General features: G+C 34.9%; 17 protein-coding genes and 1 tRNA gene. 10 read left to right on the top strand and 8 right to left on the bottom strand.

Annotated elements, in window-relative coordinates:
- Positions 1 to 36: 36 nt before the first annotated feature.
- The 5 genes from ychF to DAY19_RS04415 form a co-directional block, all read right to left on the bottom strand.
- A complete protein-coding gene (gene ychF / locus DAY19_RS04395; protein WP_114705957.1) occupies positions 37 to 1,146 on the bottom strand; it encodes a redox-regulated ATPase YchF in 1,110 nt (369 codons plus the stop codon).
- Positions 1,146 to 1,730: an aminoacyl-tRNA hydrolase gene (pth, locus tag DAY19_RS04400; protein WP_114705958.1), complete on the bottom strand. Its 585-nt coding sequence runs from the start codon at positions 1,728 to 1,730 to the stop codon at positions 1,146 to 1,148. The genes ychF and pth overlap by 1 nt, the downstream gene beginning before the upstream one ends.
- 12 nt (positions 1,731 to 1,742) lie before the next feature.
- Positions 1,743 to 2,690, bottom strand: a complete 948-nt coding sequence (locus DAY19_RS04405) for a ribose-phosphate diphosphokinase (RefSeq protein WP_162929729.1) — start codon at positions 2,688 to 2,690, stop codon at positions 1,743 to 1,745.
- 30 nt (positions 2,691 to 2,720) lie between these two features.
- Positions 2,721 to 2,796: transfer RNA gene (locus tag DAY19_RS04410), tRNA-Gln, on the bottom strand.
- A 71-nt stretch (positions 2,797 to 2,867) separates the two neighbouring features.
- The gene (locus DAY19_RS04415) at positions 2,868 to 4,706 is read right to left on the bottom strand and encodes a transglycosylase domain-containing protein (RefSeq protein ID WP_114705960.1); all 1,839 of its coding nucleotides are present in this window, start codon (positions 4,704 to 4,706) and stop codon (positions 2,868 to 2,870) included.
- A gap of 91 nt (positions 4,707 to 4,797) precedes the next feature.
- Between DAY19_RS04415 and DAY19_RS04420 the strand changes: the two genes are divergently transcribed.
- Positions 4,798 to 6,270, top strand: coding sequence for a hypothetical protein (locus DAY19_RS04420; protein WP_114705961.1), 1,473 nt, complete (start codon positions 4,798 to 4,800; stop codon positions 6,268 to 6,270).
- A 53-nt stretch (positions 6,271 to 6,323) separates the two neighbouring features.
- On the opposite strand, the gene DAY19_RS04425 is transcribed toward DAY19_RS04420, so the two are convergent.
- Together DAY19_RS04425 and DAY19_RS04430 are read right to left on the bottom strand one after the other, a co-directional pair.
- Positions 6,324 to 8,315 carry a coiled-coil domain-containing protein gene (locus DAY19_RS04425; protein WP_114705962.1) on the bottom strand — a complete coding sequence of 664 codons (1,992 nt, stop codon included), beginning with the start codon at positions 8,313 to 8,315 and terminating at the stop codon, positions 6,324 to 6,326.
- Positions 8,316 to 8,410: 95 nt separating this feature from the next.
- Positions 8,411 to 9,439 (bottom strand): hypothetical protein, encoded by a 1,029-nt coding sequence (locus DAY19_RS04430; RefSeq protein ID WP_114705963.1) that lies wholly within the window; start codon positions 9,437 to 9,439, stop codon positions 8,411 to 8,413.
- 158 nt (positions 9,440 to 9,597) lie between these two features.
- Here DAY19_RS04430 and DAY19_RS04435 point away from each other — a divergent pair, with 158 nt between their 5' ends.
- Genes DAY19_RS04435 through hutI form a run of 8 tightly spaced genes read left to right on the top strand, consistent with a single transcriptional unit; the run spans position 9,598 to position 17,313 of the window.
- Positions 9,598 to 10,476: a hypothetical protein gene (locus tag DAY19_RS04435; protein WP_114705964.1), complete on the top strand. Its 879-nt coding sequence runs from the start codon at positions 9,598 to 9,600 to the stop codon at positions 10,474 to 10,476.
- Positions 10,477 to 10,491: 15 nt separating this feature from the next.
- On the top strand, positions 10,492 to 11,190 hold the full coding sequence (locus DAY19_RS04440) for a hypothetical protein (protein WP_114705965.1): 699 nt from the start codon (positions 10,492 to 10,494) through the stop codon (positions 11,188 to 11,190).
- Complete coding sequence (locus DAY19_RS04445) at positions 11,187 to 12,293, top strand: LptF/LptG family permease (protein WP_114705966.1); 1,107 nt, start codon at positions 11,187 to 11,189, stop codon at positions 12,291 to 12,293. The genes DAY19_RS04440 and DAY19_RS04445 overlap by 4 nt, the downstream gene beginning before the upstream one ends.
- A gap of 46 nt (positions 12,294 to 12,339) precedes the next feature.
- Positions 12,340 to 12,930: a peptide deformylase gene (def, locus tag DAY19_RS04450; protein ID WP_114705967.1), complete on the top strand. Its 591-nt coding sequence runs from the start codon at positions 12,340 to 12,342 to the stop codon at positions 12,928 to 12,930.
- Positions 12,930 to 13,874 (top strand): methionyl-tRNA formyltransferase, encoded by a 945-nt coding sequence (gene fmt / locus DAY19_RS04455; protein ID WP_158536783.1) that lies wholly within the window; start codon positions 12,930 to 12,932, stop codon positions 13,872 to 13,874. Before def ends, fmt begins: the two co-directional genes overlap by 1 nt.
- Positions 13,875 to 13,884: 10 nt before the next feature.
- On the top strand, positions 13,885 to 14,538 hold the full coding sequence (rpe, locus tag DAY19_RS04460; protein ID WP_114705969.1) for a ribulose-phosphate 3-epimerase: 654 nt from the start codon (positions 13,885 to 13,887) through the stop codon (positions 14,536 to 14,538).
- A gap of 10 nt (positions 14,539 to 14,548) precedes the next feature.
- The gene (hutH, locus tag DAY19_RS04465; protein WP_114705970.1) at positions 14,549 to 16,087 is read left to right on the top strand and encodes a histidine ammonia-lyase; all 1,539 of its coding nucleotides are present in this window, start codon (positions 14,549 to 14,551) and stop codon (positions 16,085 to 16,087) included.
- Positions 16,087 to 17,313: an imidazolonepropionase gene (gene hutI / locus DAY19_RS04470; RefSeq protein WP_114705971.1), complete on the top strand. Its 1,227-nt coding sequence runs from the start codon at positions 16,087 to 16,089 to the stop codon at positions 17,311 to 17,313. Before hutH ends, hutI begins: the two co-directional genes overlap by 1 nt.
- Here the strand turns inward: hutI and DAY19_RS04475 are convergent.
- A complete protein-coding gene (locus DAY19_RS04475; protein WP_114705972.1) occupies positions 17,306 to 17,869 on the bottom strand; it encodes a TlpA family protein disulfide reductase in 564 nt (187 codons plus the stop codon). The two genes, hutI and DAY19_RS04475, sit on opposite strands and share 8 nt — an antisense overlap.
- Before the next feature lie 327 nt (positions 17,870 to 18,196).
- Between DAY19_RS04475 and glpK the strand changes: the two genes are divergently transcribed.
- The gene (gene glpK / locus DAY19_RS04485; RefSeq protein ID WP_114705974.1) at positions 18,197 to 19,675 is read left to right on the top strand and encodes a glycerol kinase GlpK; all 1,479 of its coding nucleotides are present in this window, start codon (positions 18,197 to 18,199) and stop codon (positions 19,673 to 19,675) included.
- Positions 19,676 to 19,678: the final 3 nt, after the last annotated feature.

Here is a 19,678-nt window from a genome sequence, read left to right on the forward strand (position 1 = left end):
GAGGCCCTTTTTCATTTCGATATATTTTATAACTAACTAAACATTGAATCTGAAGTGAATAATATCACCATCTTTGACAACATATTCCTTACCTTCCATGCGAAGCTTTCCAGCTTCTTTAACCTTGGCTTCTGATCCATTAGAGATAAGATCATCATAGTGATAGATCTCTGCCTTAATAAAACCTCTTTCAAAATCAGTATGGATTACACCTGCAGCCTCTGGAGCTTTTGCACCATTTTTAAAAGTCCATGCTCGAACTTCTTTTACACCAGCAGTAAAGTATGTACGTAGACCAAGCATATTATATGCTTCATGAGTAAGAGTTTCTAAACCAGAAACTTCAATACCAGCAGCTTCCATAAAGTCAGCTTTATCTTCTTCACTATCTAGAGCTGAGATTTCTGACTCAAGCTTTCCACAAATTTTAATTGCACGTGAGCCTTCTTTTTCTGCGAAGTCTTTAACGGCCTTAACATATTCATTATCTTCACCAACACTGTCTTCATCAACATTACAAAGGTATAAAGTTGGCTTTAAAGTGATTAGGTTAAGATCACGGATTAACTCTAAGTCATCCTTATCTAATTCAAGAATACGAGCTGCGAATCCTTGCTCTAAATGAGCAACTAATTTCTCAAGTACAGGTACTAGCATTTTAGCTTTTGAAGAAATCTCTTTATTTTGATTCTTCATAAGTTTTGGAAGATTTGCCTGCTTTCTTTGAACGACTTCAAGATCAGCAAGTGCAAGTTCCATATTGATTGTTTCAATATCATCAACTGGATTAACTTCACCGTGAACATGAACAACGTTTGGATCGTCGAAACAACGAACAACGTGAACAATTGCATTTACCTGACGAATATTTCCAAGGAATTGATTTCCAAGACCTTCACCTTTTGAAGCTCCTTTTACAAGACCTGCAATATCAACAAATTCAACTATTGTTGGAATAACTTTTTGTGGACCGATAATTTCAGCAATCTTAGATAAACGCTGGTCACCAACATTTACAATTCCGATATTTGGCTCAATCGTACAAAATGGAAAGTTAGCAGCTTCAGCTGGAGCTGAAGTTAATGCTTGAAAAATAGTCGATTTACCGACATTTGGAAGTCCTACAATCCCGCAATTAAGGGCCATTACTTATCTCCTAAATCTAATAACTTTTTCTTCTTATAACGCTGTATCGCTGTTTTGAAACCATTTTTTACATAACATTCAACAGCTTTTGAAGCTTTTTCTAAATAATCGTCAATAAAGTCAGCTTCAGCGCCGTGATAACGACCCAAAACCCAGCTAGAAACATCTCCATGGGTTGGACGACCAATTCCCATTCGTAAACGTTTAAAATTATTATGACCTAATTGTCCTGCAATGGACTTAAGTCCATTATGTCCAGCTAGGCCACCACCGTCTTTAAATGCGATCGTTCCCCATGGTAAATCTAATTCATCGTGAATAACTAAGATATTTTCTGCTTCAACTTTAAAATAATTAGCAAAAGGAATCACACTTTCACCACTTAAATTCATATATGTTTGTGGCATCAGTACATAGAATTTGTCTTCATCTGTTTCAAATGATGACCAAATGCCCTTAAACTTCTCTTTAAAATTCAAGTCCTTAACAGGCTTGATAAAATTCATAATATCCCAGCCAATATTATGCCTGGTACCTTTATATTCAGAACCTGGATTACCAAGCCCCACAATTAAATAATTCATAATTAACCCGTTTTATAAAAATAATGAACTAACAGAGTCGTTATTAAACGTTCGATGTATCGATTTGGCCAATATTTCAGCTACTGACACTGAAATTATCTTACCACTATCAATGGCCGCCTTGCTCAATGGAATTGTATTTGTAACCAACACCTTTGATAAGGCATCAGATTTAGTAATTCTCTCAATTGCAGGACCAGAGAAAACAGGGTGTGTCGCACAAGCAACGACACTCTTTGCACCATTTTCCTTTAATGCATTACACGCCTCAATCAAAGTACCAGCAGTATCAATCATATCATCGAGAATAATACAGTCTTTTCCTTTAACATCACCAACTATATTCATGGCCTTGGCCACATTCTTTCCTGTACGGCGCTTATCAATCATCGCAATGTCACACTTACACTTTTTAGCATAGTGACGAGCACGTTCAACTCCACCAGCATCAGGTGAAACAAAGATTGTATTATCACCAACTAATTCTCGCTTTATATGACCAACGAGAACTGGTGAGGCGTAAATATTATCAAAAGGTATATTGAAGAAACCTTGAACCTGGCCTGAGTGAAGATCCATTGTGATAACACGTGAGGCACCTGCTACAGTGATTAAATCACTGACCAACTTTGCTGAAATTGGCGTTCTTGGTGAGACCTTACGGTCTTGGCGACAGTAACCATAGTGTGGGATTACGGCGGTAATAGAAGCTGCTGAAGCACGCTTAAGTGCATCAATCATAATCAATAATTCCATCAAGTTGTCATTTACTGGAGCACAAGTTGATTGAATAATGAAAACATCAGCTCCACGAACATTTTGTTCGATTTCACAGAAAGTTTCACCATTTGCAAATTTTGTTACTTGAGGATCAACAAGGGGTACATCTAAGATTTTTGAAATATCGGATGAAAGTTTTGGATTTGACGTGCCTGATACAAGAACGATCCGTTTCATGATCTCTTCCCTTTCTCTGATCCGTGAGAAAAATGGTTGGGGTAGAAGGACTCGAACCTTCGAATGGCAGAATCAAAATCTGCTGACTTAGCCACTTGTCGATACCCCAACAATGTCGATATGTATGTAATATATAAGCTAATATCTTTTTTTTGACAAGATATTTTTAAAAATCGGCAATTATTCACAGGCTAAAGATGCAATGCGCTGGCCAGAATATAGGATAATTTCCTGATACAATCTGAACGCGGTCGTACTCCCGTATAATCTCAAACCTTTTTTATTGGCACGACTTCCCTCATATCCAACCCAAATGGTGAAAAGATCATGGCCATCGTATCCCACAAAGAGATTATCAAAACCATTATTAGATGTACCTGTTTTACCAAAGAAGTGCTGATCTCTAAGGGCCGGCTTTACCATGCGTCTGATAGTAGTTTTTCTAGGATCGGCCAAAGCTTCATATACTTGAGAGCCTTGTTCACATTCTTTTTCTAAAAAGTCGCGATAAACTTGGTGCAACTCATGTACAGATAACTCAACAGCTCCAAGTAATTGAGCTGGATATTGCGACAGCGGAGTCTTTATATCTGCAATACGTGATTTAAGATCCTCTTCAACTTTTTCAAAACCAATATCCCTTGCTAGCCTGACAATGGGATTATTAAGGGATTCTTGTAAAGCCTGAGAAATTGGATATTCACTAGCATCTGGAGTATGAGACTCAGATGGTGTCCATACACCACTTATAAGGTCTAAAGTAACTGGCTCAGTTGAAACGAGATCATCGATTTTATAACCATGCTGTAAATAAATTTGATACAAGACAGGCTTTAAGGTTGAACCAACACCATGCCTTTCTTCTAAAAGGGCCTTTTCTACATTTCTCTCAAACTTTGAATAATAAAAGGTTTCTTTGTCTTTTGGCCCAAATGATATTTTAACAGCTAAATTCTCTTCTATTTTTTTAAGGTCTTCTAAAAGACCCTTGGATGCTACGACAGTTTTAAAGAAACGATACTCATTCAAGTCCTTATCTTTATTTTTACGTGTCGTTGTAAGATAGATTGCTTCATAAAAACCTTTCTCTTGAAAGTCTTTTAGTCCCTGCCTCCAGCGATCCCACTTTTCATCACTCCATTGATAAGACTCATTTGAATCAAAGAGATTTAAATCCTGTAGTTTATTGAAAATGAAATTAGCTCGTCCCTTTAATCTCTCTGTTCGGTATATAGGATGGTAATACCCAGGTCCCTTTAACATCGAAACAAGAATGGCAGATTCATATGGATCAAGCTCTGAAATAGGTTTATTAAAATACAGCACCGCTGCAGTATGAACACCTTTTACCCTGACACCACCAAGGCTTCCCCAAAAAACCTCGTTAAAATAAGCTTCTAATATATCTGACTTCTCAAATTTAAAATCGATATATACAGCAAGAATTGCTTCTTTAATTTTTCGACTGAAGGACTTTTCATTAGTGAAATATATATTCTTAACTAATTGTTGTGTTAGAGTTGATCCTCCCTGAACAAGGGCACCTGCTTTAATATCAGCAACGATTGCACGCAGGATTGAAATATAATCAATCCCAATATGATCGAGAAATCTAAAGTCCTCAATTCCAATAAGACCTTTAGAGAGAATAATTGGAATATTATAAAATGGAATTTTATACTGTAGGCAACGATTATAGTGGCAATTATTATTTCTTAGAGCTTTTAATTCAAATGTTTCATTAATACTTAAAATTCTTTCATTGAAGTTTTCAAATTTATTTTTAAAAACAGATGTGAACCTTTCGTCATTTGAATTTGCTTTAAAAAACAAGAATTCATCTTTAACAATAAAGCTGCCTTCTTCAAAAATAACAGATTTTTGCTCATGCTCACTTAGCTTGCCACTAATGACCTGACTTAAGTCTGCGTCATTTATTGTTTTAACGACAAAAATGACACACAATGCAACAAAAGGCACTGATAATAGTAATAATATCTTTAATCGTTTTAAAAGCATTTAAGAAAACACCTATTTTTTTGACGTTACATCAAGTCATCTTATATTATTTCATTACAATTTAATCCAATTATAAAAGGAATAACAACTTATGTTAAAGAATTTAAATAAGGCCGCAATTCTTGCCACTTTAGCGTCAACTTCTTTCGCACTACCAATTGATTGGCATGGTGAACTTCAAACAGATATGCACTCACTTGGAGATTACAATCGCTCAGTTACTCAAACTCCTGGTGCAGTTACTAACGGTGACCAAGCTTTTGATATTGGAGATGCCGATCCAGATTCAGCCAATTTTCAAACATATATTTTCAAGTTACAACCAACGATCATTGTAAATGATTCGACGACGATCAATGCAGAATTAACTTCTGGTTATGGTTACGGTGGAAACTTTGGTGACTCATCAAATGATGGCCGAACAAAAACTGGAACAACAGATGCAACAACAACTGGTTCATTTGCTAATGCTCGTTATTCTTTTAATACAGTAACAAGTAATGAAATCAACCTGACTCAAGCAAATGCAGTATTCTTTTCAGACACAGCAACTTACACAGTTGGCCGTCAGAAATTTAACTGGGGTCTAGGTGCTGTATATAATGATGGAAGTGCCGCTGGTTCTCGTTTTGCATCAATGAGAGATGGTATAACAATTGATTTTAAAATCGGTAATTTTAAATTCTCTCCATACTACTCAAAAATCAAAGCAAACAATCTAACTAAAACAGGTCGAATCAGAGAGATGGGTATTTCATTACTATATGAAAATCTAGACCGTGAATTCACGTTTGGTGCTTTATACAACAAGAACACATCAGGTGGTTCAACATCAGTATTTGCTGATGTTGACGGTGACGGAACTGCAACAGAACTTGGTTCATCTAGTGTGACGATGATTGACCTTTACTTCAAAAAGACTTTTGGAAAATATACAGTAGAAGCTGAAGTTCCATTAATGTCTGGTGATATGGGTGAAATCTATCCTGGTGTAACTGATACAGAAGTTGATGCTCAGGCATTTCTTTTAAATAATACTTATAAGTTAAATACAAACCATTCCCTACATTTAGATGTTGGTATGGTTAGTGGTTCAGAAGCTGACAATCAAACTTACGGGGCCATGTACCTTAATCCAAACTTCCAAGTTGCGAATATCATGTTTCGCTATAACTTAGGTGCAATTGGAGATACAACTCAAAACGTTTTCAACTCATCAATAACAAATGCAACTTATGCTAAGTTTGCCCATCGCTATGACTCAGGAACATGGTCTTGGACAAATTCAGTTATTTGGGCAAAAGCTGATCAAACTGCAACGGCCGGATCAGATGCTATTAACCACGAAAAGAATAAGAGATTTACTGCCGCTGCAAATCAAGCGGATGATCTAGGTTTTGAAATTGATTCAAACTTTTCTTACAAGTGGAATACTTCAGTATCGATTAATACTAATATCGGTTACTTCTTTGTTGGTGACTATTACGCCTTCTCAAACACGGCAACACCAAATGAAACAAATGACACTTACTTAATTTACATCGGTGCAGATATAAAATTCTAAAAAACAAAAGGCTCCTTTAAGGAGCCTTTTTTATTTCTTAATTTGTGTTTTAATTATTGCCAAGGATTTGACCAATTACCAGAGCTTGGCGACCTTGTTTGATTACCCATCAGATTAAAGTTCCCCTGACCATTCCAACCATTAGATGTTTGAAAGTTTGTTTGTCCAAGTCCACCTAAGTCTAAATTAAACCCTGGTATACCATTAGAGTAACTTGAAGTATCTCCAGTCCAAAGATCAAAAGGGCTTCCTGAAGAAGCAGATGCTAATTGTGATTGAAGATTATTAAGCTGAGTTGTACGGTAAATATTATTAAAGCGACCAAGAGTACTTCTCTGTTCAGAGATCGCACTTCCATATCTATTGTTAAAATATGAATTATAATCGCTCATACTATTTTGTTTCCACCCCATATATTGATTATAAATATATGGTACATAAGTACTTTGAACCGTCATACAATCTTGATAATTCCCACCAGAAGTACAGTAACTACTTACTAAATCTTTAGCATATGATTGAATATAATCATCATAAGCACTTAACTTAGCTTGTTGTTGCTGACGATCCTTCGCTGCTCTTTCTTGTAGACCTTGAATGATCTTTCGACGTCTAGCAAGTGGTGATTTATCTCCAGCTCTTAGTAAAGCCTCATCACCCCAGTCAGCAAGTGTCCCTCTTTCAAGTCGACTAATTGCTTTATCACTATTTGTCTCTGCCTTATCAACAGTTCTCTTATTTGCACCCTCAAGTTTTACATTAGAAAACTCTTGAGCATGAATAATTCCAGTTAAAACTTTACGTCCTGAAGTTTGCATATTTTCTTCACGTAGGGCCGCGATAACACGCTTATATTCAGCACCATTTTCATTTTGACGATTAAATTTTGCAATAAGATCATTTATCTCTTGAATTTTATCCGTAATTTGATCCTTACGTCTTTCATCTTCAGTACTTTCACCAAGCTCATCATATTCAGTCATTAGATGCTCTAATTCACTCTTAAGAGCTGGGATTAATTCTTTTGAAAACTTATTCATATGATTTGCATACTCGCGTAAAAGTTCTTTACGCTTATCTCGGCTAACACCATATTCATCACCGTTTTCAATATCTTCAGCAGATGGAGCAATATCTCTTTCGATTTCCTCCATTCTTGTAACCATTTCTTCAACTTCATCTTCAATTAAAGAATGCTGAATTCCTGAAAGAAGTCTTGTTAAATCATCATAGTTACCACCAGATGAACTTCTTAATTTCTTTAAGCTATCTGCAATATCCGTTAAATTCTTTCCGTTACACGCAGCAATTGCTTCCTCACGTAGGTCGTATTCTGGTGTCGTATTTGCCATAATTTTTCTTTCTGCTGGCTTTGCAAAGTCCATACAATTAAAACTCGGCTTAGAAAAAGATGTATGTTGTGCAACAGATGCTAAACCAAATGGCATATCATCACGATAATCTAAATCTTTATTTGTTGAAGCAATAACAAGTTCTGAATTTCTTGATTGATCAATATTTGGGTGATCAATTGTAATACGTGATGGAGATGCAAGGTGTCCTTTATCGATAAGATTTTGAACCTTAAAGAAATTTGGATCGCCACCGGCCAAGTGATTCATACACTTTTCATATTCTTTTTCAATTGAGTCACTTCCAGCAGGATATGCACTTGAATCAACTTGAACGTCAAATTTCAAGTAAATATTATTATCGACAGGATTGGTGATTGCCTCTGCACTAATATCTGAAATACATGCTGATACTCGTGTTGGCATATCAATGATCACTTTACCATTTGCAACAGTAAATTTTGGAGTATTCCCCAAAAGAAGAGTTTTCATAAATCCGTAAGATACAGCATTATCTCTTCGACATTCAACTGTTGTCGATCGGCTAGATGGCCCAACATCAACGCTACCAGTGGTAGAAGTATTACTGCTTCCACTACCAATCGAGCTCGTTCCAGTGAAAACAACTTTTGCACTGCCCGGTACCATTAAAAGTGAACAAACTAATAACTTTAACTGAATTGCTTTTTTCATAAATTATCCTACTTAATTCATCGCTTAAGACATATCGGATAATATAGGAATTACTTTAAAGACAAATTAATTCAAGTCGTAAAATCAATCACTTACTAAAACAATAGATTTACTTTTTCTTGAATTTCTTCCCCTTCAATAGAAACTTGAGCGCTTTCACGTTGATCATTTCGCTCTTTAAATTTGATATACTCTTGTCTTCTCTCGGCAATGGACTTATTCGCTGAGTTTAGTAGATAGTATGTTGGTATTTCTATAAGGTATTTATATGTTGAATTCTTTACTTCTATATATTTTGGAAGTGTATAACGACCATTATAAGTAACATAACTTCTAGGAACAATCGTATAAACATCATCACTCATATGTAGTTCCAAGAAGACTAATTGATGAGTATCATTTTTAAATTCACCCTTAATATTGTCTAAGTTTATTGACCAGACAAATTCACGATTTCGCTTTATCAACTTAAGATTATTTGTTCCACGATATAATGACGAATTCATAATATTTTTAATTTCTGCCTGCTTTTGTTCACCATCAGCATCAAGCGGAGAAACAGGAGCAGCGGTATTAACATCCTCATATTCCTTAACTTTCTCTTCGTACTCTTTCTTCTTAACAAGAAACTTCTTATACTCTTCAATAAGGGATGCTTTATCTTTATTAATTAGTTCAGAATTAGATTTATAATTTTCCTCTATTGATTTAAAAATTTTATTAAAACCATAAGAACTATTAAACGTGTAACTTAAAATCAAGCTCTGAAGAATATTTTTAGTATTATCATTTGTTAATAAACCCTCTATCCTTGTCGCCTTCTTAATGTCACTTACGGCTCCAACATCATAACTTCCATTCTCATATTCAACAGCAATCATCTTTTTAAAGTCATCTTCATTTTCTGATGAAACTAATAAATATTTAAAGAAATTTGTATTAACTTGTGCCGTATCATCATTAAAGTCTGAATCAGCGGCCGTTCGCTTTACGATTATATGTGCAACAACAAGTTCCTTATCTAGTTCACGATTTGAAGGATTTCTCATAAGTCCTTCTAATGAAGGAATTGAGGCATAAATATGTGTACTAAATAGTAAAAGCGAAAAAATTAAAACTTTCATAAATCTCCTAATTAATACTGATAATAATACCAAAAAATATGAGTCATGTAAGTTGAATTTCAAATAAGAAGAAAAGACCGACAATATCAATCAGACATATAGATGTGACGAATTTTAAAATTACCTTTATAATATTTCTAAGTTAACAAGGGTATTACATGAGCAAATTAGTAAAATTTATATCACTATTATTAATCATTCAATTAAGTGCAAATGCAAAAATATTAGACTACAAAACGACGCGTTTAAAGTCGACAGGTGGAGCTGGTGTTGCCTCACTTCTAATGGATGAAGCAACTGTCTTAAACCCGGCCCCTATTGCATTTTTTAATATGTCTTCAGTTTATGTTGAGAAATCTTCTACAGACAACAAAGATCTTGAAGAAAATAATTTAAAAGGCTCTTCAAATTTAGCGGTAATTGCCTCTGATAGTTCAAAGGCTCTAAAAGGATCTCTTTCATACGTTAAGACTAAGAAGGGTGACGAAAATTACAAACAACTGTCTACTTCATTTGCTTCAACGGTTGGCCCTAAGTCGTCTCTTGGTTTTACATATCAAGATATAAAAAGAGTTGATAACTATCTAGGAAATATAGAAAAGAATGAATACTCACAAGTTAATATTGGTGTTTTTCATGCAGTCACATCAAGCCTATCACTAGGTATGGTTGCAATGGATCCATTTAAAAGTTCTGAAAATGGAACGAAAGCAATTCTTGGAATGCAGTACCAATATGGAAAATTTATTTCCCTAATGCTAGATGCCGGTGCTGATTACACAACAGAGCTTTCTGAGCGCTCTCTTGTAAGAGGTGCTATCCAATTCAATGTTCTTTCTGATTTTTATATAAGAGCAGGTATGTTTGACGATAAGATTGATATGCAATCAGGTTCTGGATTTGGAATAAGCTGGATTCAACCTAAGTTAACTTTAAACTTTGCCATGTCTAATATCTCTGTTGATGAAGATGCTTTATTAAAACAAATAGCTGAAGAGATCCAAGAAACTTCTTTTTCTCTTTCTTATCGCTTCTAACAATCGGTATTTATCATGAGCAATAAAAAGAAAGCTGACGGTGAAGTTGAAGAGTTAAATGAAGGCGTCAAGAATGCATATGCCGAAAGATTAAAAACTCTTAAACAAGCACTCGATTTTGTTGCTAAAAATGACCTCCCAAAAAGTGTAGAAAAGTTTAAACACTACCTGGGTATATTGGCCGCATACAATAGAACAGACGAAAAGCATCTAACACCAAAGATGTTTGATCCAGAAAGAGATGTTGCAGAATTGCTACTTGTAAGCCAGGCTTACTGGAACCTTGCAAAGTCATATGATAAAAGTCCTAGGTTAAGACAAGAATCGGTTAGATGCTTACAACAATTTATTAAGTTTTCTATTGGGTATAAATATCAACATGCTAATGCACAATTAATAAAAAAGTTCTTAAGGTCTGGACAGGCACATAATAAAAAAGCCTTTCAACAGGCTTATGAAAAAATCAATGTTAGATCAAAGAATTGTTACTTAGCAACACATGCTTATCCAGAAAATGAAGACTTATTAAACACACTAAGGGCCTTTAAAGTTAAGCTAGCAAAGTATAGTGCGGGTATTATTTTTATTAATCGTTATTACGATTACTCACCATATATCGTGAATTCTTTTGAACGTAATAGGTCTTTAGATTTTGTATTTAATAAGATACTTTTAAGGCCAATAATTTATTTAATCTATAAAGTAGTAAAATGAATGTAGTTAGAACCTTAATCACAAGAGAGTGGCTAAAATTCTTTGCCTCTTCAGCACTATCACTGCTGCTGTTAATTTCACTTGGAAACCTTATTACAGGATTTTTACGTGAAACAGTAACAGCTCAAGAGGTACTACTTGGATATATAATTCAACTACCAAGCTTCTTAATTAAAGTAATTCCAATCTCTTGTTTGATTGCGAGTCTTTTTTCTATTAATAAGTTAAAAAGTAGAAACGAGCTTGTGGCCATTTTTGCGGGAGGATACTCTCGTCAAAATTATCTTAAAGATATACTTACAACCTCTATCTATGTTGCATTATTTCAATTTATCTTAAGTGGTTATATAAGCCCTTATATAAATTCCAGAAGAGCAAATATACTTGAAAATCCTGATGAGAAGTTTAGAGTTTTTCAAAAGAAGGGACTTTCATCTTCCACAATTAAATCAGGAAAGATTTGGTATAAATCACCAAAGTACTTTTTCTCATTTGCAAATTTCGATCGTAAGACCAATACACTTAATGATGTAACTATTTATCATTACAATGATAATAAGCAGCTTACAAAGATCGATACATTTAAGATGTTAAGTTATGACTCAACAACACAGCGTTGGTGGCCAAATGAAGGGATGAGCTACGATGATCTTGAAACTCCTTCATTTCCTAAAATTGATGCCCATGAATTACCCATCAATCTTGACGAGAGCCTAGAGGAATTCAATAAGATTGAAGCAGATATCTCGACACTAACCTTTTTGCGACTTTATGAATATATCTCACAACTAAATAGCAATGGTATCAATGTTAATGAATATCTCGTAATGTTCTACATGCATATTTCAGAAGGGCTTATTTGTATTATCTTTGCTCTTATTGCGGCCACTAGTATCTTTAATCCAAATAGAAGAAATAGTTCATTTGGTCGCAGTGCTGCATTTATTTTTGTCTTCACAATACTCTACTGGTTAGTACAAACTTACTTTTTAGAACTAGGACGAAACCTAAAAATTAACCCATTTTTAGCAACTTTTACGGTCCCAGCACTATTCATCCTCTTCATTGCCATTATTTTCTATAAAAACAGGCGCTTAACCTAAGTTTCCTGACTGGACTTGTGCGGTGCACACGTGATATAAGTGGGCCATGAATACTACAGAAGAATTTTTAAAAGACTACACCCTAGAAGGTGAAAAACTAGAAATATTTACTTATCCAGCACCAATTCTTAAAAAAGTTGCAGAGCCTGTCACAGAATTCAACGACTCTCTTAAGAAATTGGCCAAAGACATGCTCTATACTATGTATCACGCACCAGGTATTGGCCTTGCGGCACCACAAATTGGTGTTTCTGATCGCATCTTTGTAATGGACATCGATTTTGAAAGAAAAGAAGTAACTCGTGCAGATGGTACACGTGATTACGACATCTCAAACTTTAATCCTAGAATTTTCATCAATCCTAAAATTGAAAAGACTGCTGGTGACATCGTTTATGAAGAAGGTTGTCTATCTGTACCTGGAATATATGAAGAAGTGAAAAGAGCTGAAGCAATTAAAGTTACATATCAAGACTTAGATGGAAATGAGCAAATTCTTGAAGCAGATGGACTATTATCAGTCTGCATACAACACGAGAATGATCATCTTGATGGAATTGTATTTTTAGAGAGATTATCAACTCTAAAAAGAAACTTCCTAACAAAAAGATATATGAAGCGAGTAAAGGGCAGATAGTGAAAAAACTTAAAGCAGTATTTTTTGGAACTCCTGATTTTTCATGTCCAAGCCTTGAACTACTTGCAAATCACCCACAGATTGACCTGCAATTAGTTGTAAGTATGCCGGATAGAAAAGCTGGCCGTGGACAAAAACTGCAATCTCCACCAGTGATCGAATACTGCAAAAACAATAGAATTAACTTCTATCAAACAGAGAATATCAATAAAGATGAAGAGCTACTTGCTAAACTAGAGGAACTCAATGCTGATTTCTTTTTAGTTCTAGCATTTGCACAATTTCTTGGGTCAAAAGTTTTAAATATGCCAACTATTGGATGCTTCAATATCCACACTTCTCTATTACCAAAGTATAGAGGTGCTGCACCAATACAGTATGCACTTTTAAATGGTGATAATGAAACTGGTGTATCAATTCAAAAAATGGTCAAGAAGATGGATGCCGGAGATATCGTAAAAGAATCAAAACTTCCAATCTCATTTGAAGAAACAGGTGGACAACTATATACACGTCTAAAGTTTGCTGCCTCACTTACTCTAAATGATTTCATTCAAGATATGATTAGCGATGACATCTCTTCTTATAAGCAAAATGAAGAAGATGTTACTTTTGCACCAACATTGAAAAAAGAAGACGGCCATATCAAGTTTTCTGAAAAAACATATAATGAAATTCATAATCAAGTACGTGCACTAAAACCTTGGCCTGGAACATTCTGCTTTCTAAATGGTAAAAGACTAAAAGTTTTAGAAATTAGTCCTTACACAGGAAACAAATTGAATGCAGGTGAGATTAAAATAAGTGACAATAAAATCTTAGTAGGATCGAAAGATAAAACTATACGTCTAGATATGATTCAACTGGAAGGAAAGAAAGCCTGCCGAGATACTGATGCAGTAAACGGGCTTACTAATAAATACGATACATTTGAAATTTCATAGAGGAGATTAGATGAAGACCATAATATCACCAAGTATTTTAGCCGCTGACTTCACAAATCTAATTTCCGATATCTCTGTAATTGAAGATGTAAACGATCTATGGCTTCATCTTGATGTTATGGATGGTCACTTTGTACCAAACTTAACATTTGGTATTCCCATTATTAAACAATTAAAAAAGAAAACAAAACTACCTCTTGATGTTCACCTGATGGTAACTAATCCAGAATTTCATATGGAAGAGCTAAAGGATGTAGGGATAGAAAATATCACTTATCACTTTGAAATTGAGACAGACCATATGGAGCTCATTTCAAAATATCGTAGTCACTATAATAGCATTGGTCTTTCCATCAAACCAAAGACCAAGGCACAAGATCTAGATTTAGAACTCTTAAAGAAACTAGATCTTGTATTAGTAATGTCAGTTGAACCTGGTTTTGGAGGGCAAAGCTTCATGCCAAATGCCTTGGATAAAATTGAATATTTAAATAAGGTGAGAAAAGAAAATAACCTAAGTTTTAAAATACAAGTTGATGGAGGCATCAACAAAGAGACCGGTACAAAATGTCGTAACAAAGGTGCCGACAATATGGTTGCAGGCTCATATATTTTCGGAAAAGAAAAAGATCAATATAAAACACAAATAGAGACTTTAAGATAGGAATATAAAGATGAAAGAAATTATTATCGATGGACACAGTTTAAGTGTCGATGACATCTATGAAGTATCATACGCAAAAAAGAACACTGTAAAAGTAAAACTAAGTGATATTGCACGAGACAATATGTTTAAGTCTAAAGCTTACGTTCAAAATATTGTTGATAAAGGTGAGCCAGTATATGGGATCAATACTGGTTTTGGTGCCTTATCCGATAAACACATCAAAAAAGAAGATCTATCACAACTTCAAGTTAACCTTATTCGTTCACACTGTACTGGAGTGGGTAAACCATTTACGAAAGAAATCACGAAAGCAATTATGCTACTTAGAGCAAATTGTCTCGCTTCTGGATTTTCAGGTGTAACGATTGAAGCCGTTGAGTTATTAATTGAGTTTATCAACAATGATATTATCCCTGTTGTTCCTGAAAAAGGATCAGTTGGAGCCTCCGGTGACCTTGCTCCCCTTTCACATATTGCACTTGCTTTAATTGGTGAAGGTGAAGTTGTTTACGGCGGTAAAGAGGTTCGCTCAGATTTTGCCATTAGAGATATCGGAAGAGAACCAGTTGTCCTTGGACCAAAAGATGGACTTGCTCTAATAAACGGAACAGCTGTTATGGCCGCACTTGGTGCACTGGCAATTAAGAAAACAGAAAATCTAGTTAAAGTTGCCGATATTTGTGCAGCAACTACTTTAGATGGAGTACGTGGAACACTAAGAGCGTATGATCCAAAAATTCATGGACTAAAACCTCACCCGGGACAAATTGCATCTGCAATTAACGTAAATAATATTATTGCTGGAAGCCAAATTCTTGACTCACACGTAGACTGTGGAAAGGTTCAAGATCCATATTCTCTTCGTTGTGTTCCTCAAGTTCATGGAGCCTCAAGACAAACACTTGCTCATGCCAAAGAAGTAATTGGTATTGAATTAAATGCTGTTACTGATAATCCTCTAATATTCCTTAGTGAAGATGAAGTTATCTCTGGCGGAAATTTCCACGGTGAAGCTATTGCTATGGTTATGGACTATCTTGCAATTGGTGTTGCTGAATTATGTAATATTAGTGAAAGACGTGTCGAAAAAATGATGAATCCTACATTCTCAGATCTACCTGCGTTCCTTACACCAGAATCAGGTCTTAATAGCGGTCTAATGATCGCACACGTTACTGCTGCTGCACTAACTTCTGAAAATAAATACCTATGTCACCCTGCTAGTGTGGACTCAGTACCAACATCAACTGATAAAGAAGATCATGTTTCAATGGGTGTAACATCAGGACGAAAACTTCATGAAGTAATTGAAAATGCAACAAAGTGTCTTGCCATTGAACTACTATGTAATACACAAGCAATTGAATTCCATAGGCCATTAAGATCATCAGATGCAATTGAAGAGTTAATTGCTCATATCAGAAAGTCTGTCGATAAAATTGAAGAAGATCGCGTATTTTACAAAGATATTAACTATATTGAAGCTCTAGTTGATAATGGCGAATTATTAAGAGCTGTAGAAAAACACGTCGGGAAATTAAAATAATGTATATCTACAAGAATATTAATGAACTATTAACACTTAAAGAAGCATTTAAAAAAGATGGCCGCAATCTTCTGCCTGAAGATTCTTCAATCATCAAAAATGCCGCTATTGTTTTTAACGACAATGAAATCATTTGGGTCGGAGAAAGTTCAAATATTCCTGTAGAATATCAAGATAAAGCAAAGTCTACTAAAGACTTAAGTGGTTATGTCATTACACCTGAACTTGTAGACTCACATACTCACCTAATCTTTGGTGGTAACAGAGCTGATGAATACCAAATGAGATTAAATGGTGCTGATTACCAGGCCATTGCTGAAGCTGGTGGTGGAATTGTTGCAACTTCTGTTGGAACAAATGAAACAAGTGATGAAGAACTTTTAAATCTATGTCGTGAAAGAGTAAACAGAATTGCATCATACGGTATTGGAACGATTGAAGTTAAATCAGGCTACTCTCTTTCTTATGAAGGAGAAAAGCGAATGACAAAACTAATAGCTAAACTTAAAGAAGAATTCGCTCCAGAAATTCAAATCATCAATACCTTCATGCCTGCACATGCACTACCTAAGAGCTACAACAATACTGAAAAGTATATGGATGAAATCGTCATTCCACTACTCGAAGAAATTGGTAATGATGGAATTATTGATTGCGTTGATATATTTCATGAGAAAGGATACTTCAATGCTGATGATGTTAAAAAATTAGCTCAAACAGCGAAGAAATTTAATATTCCAATGAAAACTCATGCTGATGAATTCAATGATAACAAAGGTGCAATACTCGCATGTGAACTCGAAGCACTCAGTACAGACCATCTTCTATGCACTACTGAAGATGGAATTAAAAAGTTAGCAGAATCAAAAACTGTAGCAACAGTATTACCAGGTACAGGAATTTTCTTAGGAAAACCAAAAGCAGATGCCAAGGCACTAGCAGATGGTGGATGTAAACTTTCTATTGCCTCAGATTACAATCCTGGTTCATGTCATTGTGACAATTTACTATTATTAGCTTCAATTGCTGCTCCTTTATATGGAATTAATATGACTCAAATGTGGAGTGGTATTACATTAAATGCAGCAGCTGCAGTTGGTAAATATGATCAAGGTGCAATAGTAGAAAAGTTAAAACCAAGGTTTAGCGTCTTTAAGACAAAGACAATTTCTGAAATTACATATAATTGGGGAAGAAACTTGGCCGTTAATAGAAATTCTATTTAAGCCATTCCTGAATTTTTTCTTTGAATTCTTCAGAGTTAAAGTCTTTTGATCCATTAGCGACTTCCATCACTCTTCCATCTTTGAATACAATTGAGACTGGAATTGCTGAAACCATGAATGCATCAGTTAACTTTCCATTCTTATCTTTAACGATATCAAAGTTAACATTGAACTTTTTACTAACTTCATTGATTTTCTTATCTTGCTTTGGCCCTTCATCAGAGTTAATTGCAATGATTTTAAGATCTTTATTTTCAATTCCAGATCTTAATGAAACTAGACTAGGAAATTCTTCAAGACAAGGTGTACACCAACTTGCCCAAAAGTTTAAAATCACAACACCTTTTGAAAGATCTTCTTTTTTAAACTCTTTACCTTTAATTGATTTTAAATCTGGCCTAACGAGCATTGACTCATAATGTTGAATCTTTTTTGTATCAACGCCTGCAATTTTAGCAGTAGTAAAACTCTCATCAGTAACAAATAATGAGCCCAATACTAGAAAACAAGCGATTGCGATTAGTTTAAATGGAAATTTTTTTCTTTCTGTACTCAATTTCCGACCCCAGTTAAAATACAATTATACACAAAGTAAGAAATAATTGCATCATGCAAAAAAGGCAACTTAAAATGAAAGAAATTGGCAAAAATAAGAGTCGAAAACATTTTTTAGATGATTCCGGCCAAACTTTCATCGAGTTCATATTCCTACTTGTTATACTTGTCGGATTATCTGTAACAATCTTAAAGGGTTCCAACTCATTCTTAGCTGGCCAGTGGGAAATTGCAATAAACAGCATTGTGCGCAATTACCCAGGGCATGATCCTGGGTTAAGATTATCTCAATAATATTTAAATTAATTCTCTCTATACTGGAGTAAATATGTATATTTTATCATTAGATCAGGGAACAACTGGTACGACTGCAACTGTTATTAATGCTGAGACTTTTGAATTCATTGACAAAGAAAATCAAGAATTTAAACAGTATTTTCCAAATACTGGGTGGGTAGAGCATGATCTCGATGAAATATGGAAGAGTGTACGTCTAACTGTCGAAACAGTATTAAAGAGGAATAATATCGATACTAGTAAGATTAAATCCATCGGTATTACAAACCAGAGAGAGACGACATGTGCATTTAATCGCAAAGGAGAACCTCTTGCTAAGGCCATCGTTTGGCAAGACCGTCGAACGGCACAATATTGTGAATCGCTTAAAGCAGATGAAGAGTTATTCAAAAAGAAATCTGGACTACCGCTAGACCCTTATTTTTCTGGTACAAAAATGCACTGGCTTCTTGAGAATAACCAATACGTAAAAGAGGCCCATAAGAATAACGACCTAAGATTTGGAACGATTGATACATTCTTACTTTATCGTTTAACTGGACAAACATCTTTTAAAACTGATGTTTCAAATGCATCAAGAACACTCCTAATGGAACTTGATAATTGTTCATGGGATGATGAACTATGTGAGAAACTAGGGGTAGATAAGAATCTATTACCTGAAATATGTGAATCGATCTGTGACTTTGGAATAACTAAAAGATTAAACTTTCTGCCTGATGGAATTCCTATAAACGGAATTTTGGGAGATCAACAAGCGGCCCTGTTTGGTCAAGCATGTTTTAAACAAGGAACTGGTAAATGTACTTATGGTACAGGCGCATTCATGTTAGTAAATACTGGAGAAGAAAAGAAATATTCAGATCATGGATTACTCACTACTGTTGCTTATAAGTATCAAGGTAAGACACACTATGCTTTAGAAGGATCTTGTTATATTGCTGGTGCCTGCGTGCAATGGTTAAGAGATAATTTACAGATTATTGATAATGCCGCTCAAACAGAAGATAAGGCCTTAAATGTAAAAAATATTGATCAAATTAAAGACCTTTTACTTCTACCTTTTTTTACAGGGATTGGTTCACCGTATTGGAAACCAAACGCAAAAGCTGCACTAATTGGAATGACTAGAGCAACAAATACTGATGATATATGTCGTGTAGCACTTGAAGGAATTGCCTTAAGTATTAATGATCTAATTAAGGCAATGAAAAGTGATATGGGTAGTGATCTTGAAGAATTCAAAGTAGATGGTGGAGCTGTTGCAAATAATCTCCTTATGCAAATTCAAGCCGATATTTCTCAAATTAATGTAACACGACCACAAATAATTGAAACGACATCTTATGGAGCTGCACTAGCAGCTGCAATTGGAGCAGGGCTTATGACCATAGAAGATGTTAGTAAACAATGGAAGAAAGAGTCTTTATTTGAAACTAAAAATGATCATCGACAATATTACGACTATAAGAAGAATCTTTGGTCTAAATATATAGAAATCAATTTCTAAATT

This window comes from Halobacteriovorax vibrionivorans (assembly GCF_003346865.1).
Taxonomy (GTDB): Bacteria; Bdellovibrionota; Bacteriovoracia; order Bacteriovoracales; family Bacteriovoracaceae; genus Halobacteriovorax_A; species Halobacteriovorax_A vibrionivorans.

Bases quoted from the DNA above. Each gene is read 5' to 3' on its own strand.
- hutH (WP_114705970.1), top strand. From the start codon at position 14,549: ATGAAAGAAATTATTATCGATGGACACAGTTTAAGTGTCGATGACATC.
- pth (WP_114705958.1), bottom strand. From the start codon at position 1,730: ATGAATTATTTAATTGTGGGGCTTGGTAATCCAGGTTCTGAATATAAA.
- DAY19_RS04415 (WP_114705960.1), bottom strand. From the start codon at position 4,706: ATGCTTTTAAAACGATTAAAGATATTATTACTATTATCAGTGCCTTTT.
- hutI (WP_114705971.1), top strand. From the start codon at position 16,087: ATGTATATCTACAAGAATATTAATGAACTATTAACACTTAAAGAAGCA.
- ychF (WP_114705957.1), bottom strand. From the start codon at position 1,146: ATGGCCCTTAATTGCGGGATTGTAGGACTTCCAAATGTCGGTAAATCG.
- DAY19_RS04425 (WP_114705962.1), bottom strand. From the start codon at position 8,315: ATGAAAAAAGCAATTCAGTTAAAGTTATTAGTTTGTTCACTTTTAATG.
- rpe (WP_114705969.1), top strand. From the start codon at position 13,885: ATGAAGACCATAATATCACCAAGTATTTTAGCCGCTGACTTCACAAAT.
- DAY19_RS04445 (WP_114705966.1), top strand. From the start codon at position 11,187: ATGAATGTAGTTAGAACCTTAATCACAAGAGAGTGGCTAAAATTCTTT.
- glpK (WP_114705974.1), top strand. From the start codon at position 18,197: ATGTATATTTTATCATTAGATCAGGGAACAACTGGTACGACTGCAACT.
- DAY19_RS04435 (WP_114705964.1), top strand. From the start codon at position 9,598: ATGAGCAAATTAGTAAAATTTATATCACTATTATTAATCATTCAATTA.
- DAY19_RS04440 (WP_114705965.1), top strand. From the start codon at position 10,492: ATGAGCAATAAAAAGAAAGCTGACGGTGAAGTTGAAGAGTTAAATGAA.
- DAY19_RS04420 (WP_114705961.1), top strand. From the start codon at position 4,798: ATGTTAAAGAATTTAAATAAGGCCGCAATTCTTGCCACTTTAGCGTCA.
- DAY19_RS04430 (WP_114705963.1), bottom strand. From the start codon at position 9,439: ATGAAAGTTTTAATTTTTTCGCTTTTACTATTTAGTACACATATTTAT.
- def (WP_114705967.1), top strand. From the start codon at position 12,340: ATGAATACTACAGAAGAATTTTTAAAAGACTACACCCTAGAAGGTGAA.